At 66.5% G+C, this 3,298-nt stretch carries 4 protein-coding genes; 1 reads left to right on the forward strand and 3 read right to left on the reverse strand.

Going from position 1 to position 3,298, the window contains the following annotated elements:
• On the forward strand, positions 1–739 hold a 739-nt coding region (locus tag KUF83_RS37315), incomplete at its 5' end, for a GNAT family N-acetyltransferase (protein ID WP_217459495.1).
• 750 nt (positions 740–1,489) lie between these two features.
• On the opposite strand, the gene KUF83_RS37320 is transcribed toward KUF83_RS37315, so the two are convergent.
• The 3 genes from KUF83_RS37320 to KUF83_RS37330 all read right to left on the reverse strand — a co-directional run bounded on the left by KUF83_RS37320 (position 1,490) and on the right by KUF83_RS37330 (position 3,206).
• On the reverse strand, positions 1,490–2,041 hold the full coding sequence (locus tag KUF83_RS37320) for an RHS repeat-associated core domain-containing protein (RefSeq protein ID WP_217459496.1): 552 nt from the start codon (positions 2,039–2,041) through the stop codon (positions 1,490–1,492).
• A gap of 194 nt (positions 2,042–2,235) precedes the next feature.
• Positions 2,236–2,397 carry an LPXTG cell wall anchor domain-containing protein gene (locus KUF83_RS43135; protein WP_217459497.1) on the reverse strand — a complete coding sequence of 54 codons (162 nt, stop codon included), beginning with the start codon at positions 2,395–2,397 and terminating at the stop codon, positions 2,236–2,238.
• An 18-nt stretch (positions 2,398–2,415) separates the two neighbouring features.
• Positions 2,416–3,206 (reverse strand): IS5 family transposase gene (locus tag KUF83_RS37330; RefSeq protein WP_374106105.1). Its coding sequence is split into 2 segments (ribosomal slippage): positions 2,416–2,889 and positions 2,892–3,206, totalling 789 coding nucleotides; the frame shifts between segments, so codons are not numbered across the junction.
• Positions 3,207–3,298 lie beyond the last annotated feature (92 nt).

Here is a 3,298-nt window from a genome sequence, read left to right on the forward strand (position 1 = left end):
CGACGAAGCCGCCGTTTTCGGCCGACTAGAGTCACAGGGTGAGGTTCGCGCGATCTTCTATCTCACCCCGCTCGGACGCCTGGGCCTCACTCCGCTCTCTGCCGAGCAGACCGACACCCTCGCTGCACACCTGGCCGGCCTCGGGCACTCACCCGCCCACGTCATCGCGGAGCACGACACCGCTGGCGCCTTCTCCGAGTCCTGGCAGAAGCACACGGGCGCGGCGTCGGTACCTTTCTGGAAGACGCATCTCTACCGACTCGGCACGCTCACCCCGCCGCAGCGCCCGGAGGGCCAGGGCCGCCTCACGGGCCGTAAGGACCATGACCAAATCGTGCGCTGGTGCCGTGAGTTCTGCGTCGACGTCGGGGAACAGCGCTCCATCGACCTGATCGACGCCGGCTCCTGGGAAGACTCACGTTTCGGCGACAGGCACTTCACGTTCTGGGAAACCCCGGAGGGCATTCCCGTCTCGATGGCGGCCTCGACCTCGCTCGTCGGCGGCATGGTCCGGGTGGATCCCGTCTATACCCCGGCCCACCTCCGCGGCCGCGGCTACGCCGGAGCTGTGACGGTCGAAGCGAGCAGAGCCGCACAGGCCGCGGGGGCGACGGACGTCGTCCTGTTCACAGACCCGGACAACCCCACGAGCAACGCCCTCTACCAGCGCATCGGCTACGTCCATCTCGCCGACTTCGCCGGACACAGGTTCACCTACGGCGCACCACAGGCCGGATGACCGGCGCCCCTGGACAACGGCCTAGGAAGGCTCGCCAGTAGCTCCCGCATCGGCGATACCGCGGGCTGTGCGCACCATCTGCTGCGGACCGGGCGCGAATAGTGCATGAATCGAATACTGCCCCTTCGCCAGTAGGTGCGGGAGACGACCGAAGCCATCGTCGGCGCGGTCACCGGCCCGCCAACAGCTGTGCGCTCGCTGCTGCTCGGCAGATACGACACCGCCGGACGTCTGCAGTACACCGGCCGCACCACCACCCTCCCCCAAGCTGCCGGCCGTGCCATCGCCGCTCTGCTCGCTCCGGCAGACTCCGGTCACCCGTGGGCGGGCTGGTCATTCAGCGCAGGATGGGGCACCCGGGACACGCTGGACGTCATGCTGGTCCGGGACTGGTCGTGGAAGTCGGCGTCGACGTCGCGCGCGACGCTTCCGGACGGTGGCGTCATCCCGTACGCCTGCACCGCGCCCGCCCAGACCTTGTACCCACCGACATCAGCGACAGCGCTCCCCCTGCCACGGGCTCCGCCTGACCGATCGTCTGTCCCGGTCGCGCTGAAATGATCTCGCTGCCGACGGGGCAGCGAGCGTCACGAATGCCCTGGAAGCCGGGACCGAGGCCGCGCCGCTGCTTGACGCGCGACGCAGATACCAGTACAGACACTGCTATTTCAGCGTCCAGCGGCACGCCGTGCTCCCCGGACCAATGAGTCCGGGGAGCACGGGCGTTGCAAGTGCTATTTGACGTAGCGTTCAGCGGCCTGCGCGTCGGGAGAATGAGGCGATGAGCAGTCCTGCTACGGCGCTCGCAGCCCCAAAAATCGCGGCGGCGCCGAGCATGGTTCCGTCGAGAACACCGCTTGCAGTGGCCACAGCCCCAAGTATTGCTGCGACAACAGCTGTGCCGGCGCAGGCCAGGCCGACGACACCGACAGCTGCAGCGCCCGCCACTATGCCGACAGTGTCGGCAAACGAGAACAGTCCGTTGGGGTCGATGCGGTTGACGGGGTCGCCTTCGGCGTAGAGGTAGGGGTTCTTCTCCTGGCCGGAGGGGTCGGGCTGGGTGAAGCGGCCGATGTTGGGGTCGTAGTAGCGGGCGCCGAGGTGGTACATCCCGGTGGGGTCCTGGTGGCCGCCTGCGAAGCGGTACGGCTGGCTCACGCCGGCCTTCTCGGTGGTGGCTGCCCGGGTGACGCCGCGGGGGCTGTAGGCGTAGTTGTTGATCTTGGTGCCACTCTCGTCGGCGAGTGCGACGACGGAGCCGAGCTCGGTGAGGTAGCAGTACGCCTTGTTGTCCCAGGTCATGGAATTCAGGGCTCCCGGGGTTCTCGGCCCCCGTCTCCCCGTTCTCGCAAGCGCTCATGCGCGCCGGTTTTGGCGTGGTCAGCGTCTGTTCCTGGTGACCACGTAGAGCACCAGTGCGATGCATCCCAGGAATACCGCAATGACAAGCCACTCGTACCCTTGGGGTGCGAACCCGGTCAGTACAGCCAGCTCACTCACTGTTTGTTCCTCCGTTTCTTCACCACAACGAACAGCGAAAGAACCAACAGCAAGAGTCCGATTACTGCAGGTATCTGCCAGCCCGGACCACTTCTTGACTCCTGTATAGCCAGAACAAGCAGCCCGACAGCTGCGAGAACAGCAACGGAGATGCTCACATAGAGCTCGTAACACGATCATGATCGGCGCTTCTTGAGCCGTCTCCAGCAGATGAGGCTGCAGGCGAGGGAGATGAACGCGTCGTGGAGTTCTGTGCGGCGTTCCCATCGCACGGCGAGCCGCCTGAACTGGTGGAGCAGAGCGAACGTTTGCTCGACGACGTAGCGGAGTTTGCCCAGGCCCTTGATGTTCGGGGCACCCTTGCGGGAGATGACCGGCAGGATCCGGCGCCTGCGCAGCTCGTCGCGGTTGGGGTTGGAGTCGTAGCCCTTGTCCCCGAGCAGCGAGTCGGGGCGGCGGCGTGGCCGGCCGGGACGGCCAGCGACATGCGGGACGCCGTCGACGAGAGCGAGGGTCTGGGTGACGTCGTTGACGTTGGCCGCGGTGGTGATGACCTTGAGAGGGGTGCCGCGTCCGTCGCAGATCAGATGGTGTTTGCTGCCTGTCTTCCGCCGGTCGACCGGCGACGGACCGGTGTCGGCTCCCCCTTTTTCGCGCGGATGTGAGAGCCGTCCACGCACGCCCTGGACCAGTCGAGTTCGCCGGCCGCGTTGAGTTCCGCGAGCAGGATCCGGTGCAACTGGTCGAAGACACCGGCCTGCTGCCACCGCTCAAGCCTGCGCCAGCAGGTCTGCCCGGAGCCGAACCCCAGCTCCAGGGGCAGCAGTTGCCAGGCTATGTCGTTGTGGAGCACGTACAGGATGCCCTGCAGACACAGCCGATCCGCCACCGGCCGAGGCCCGGGTGACCGCTCCGGCCAGGGCGGCAGCAGCGGTTCGATCAGGGCCCACAAGTCGTCGTCCACGATCCACGGTCGAGTACTCACACCTTCCCGAACGGCCGGATCACCCAACGGTCACGCCCGGCCAGGGCACTTCAACAAGATCGTGTTACGAGCTC

This window comes from Streptomyces sp. BV286 (assembly GCF_019090165.1).
Classification (GTDB): domain Bacteria; phylum Actinomycetota; class Actinomycetes; order Streptomycetales; family Streptomycetaceae; genus Streptomyces.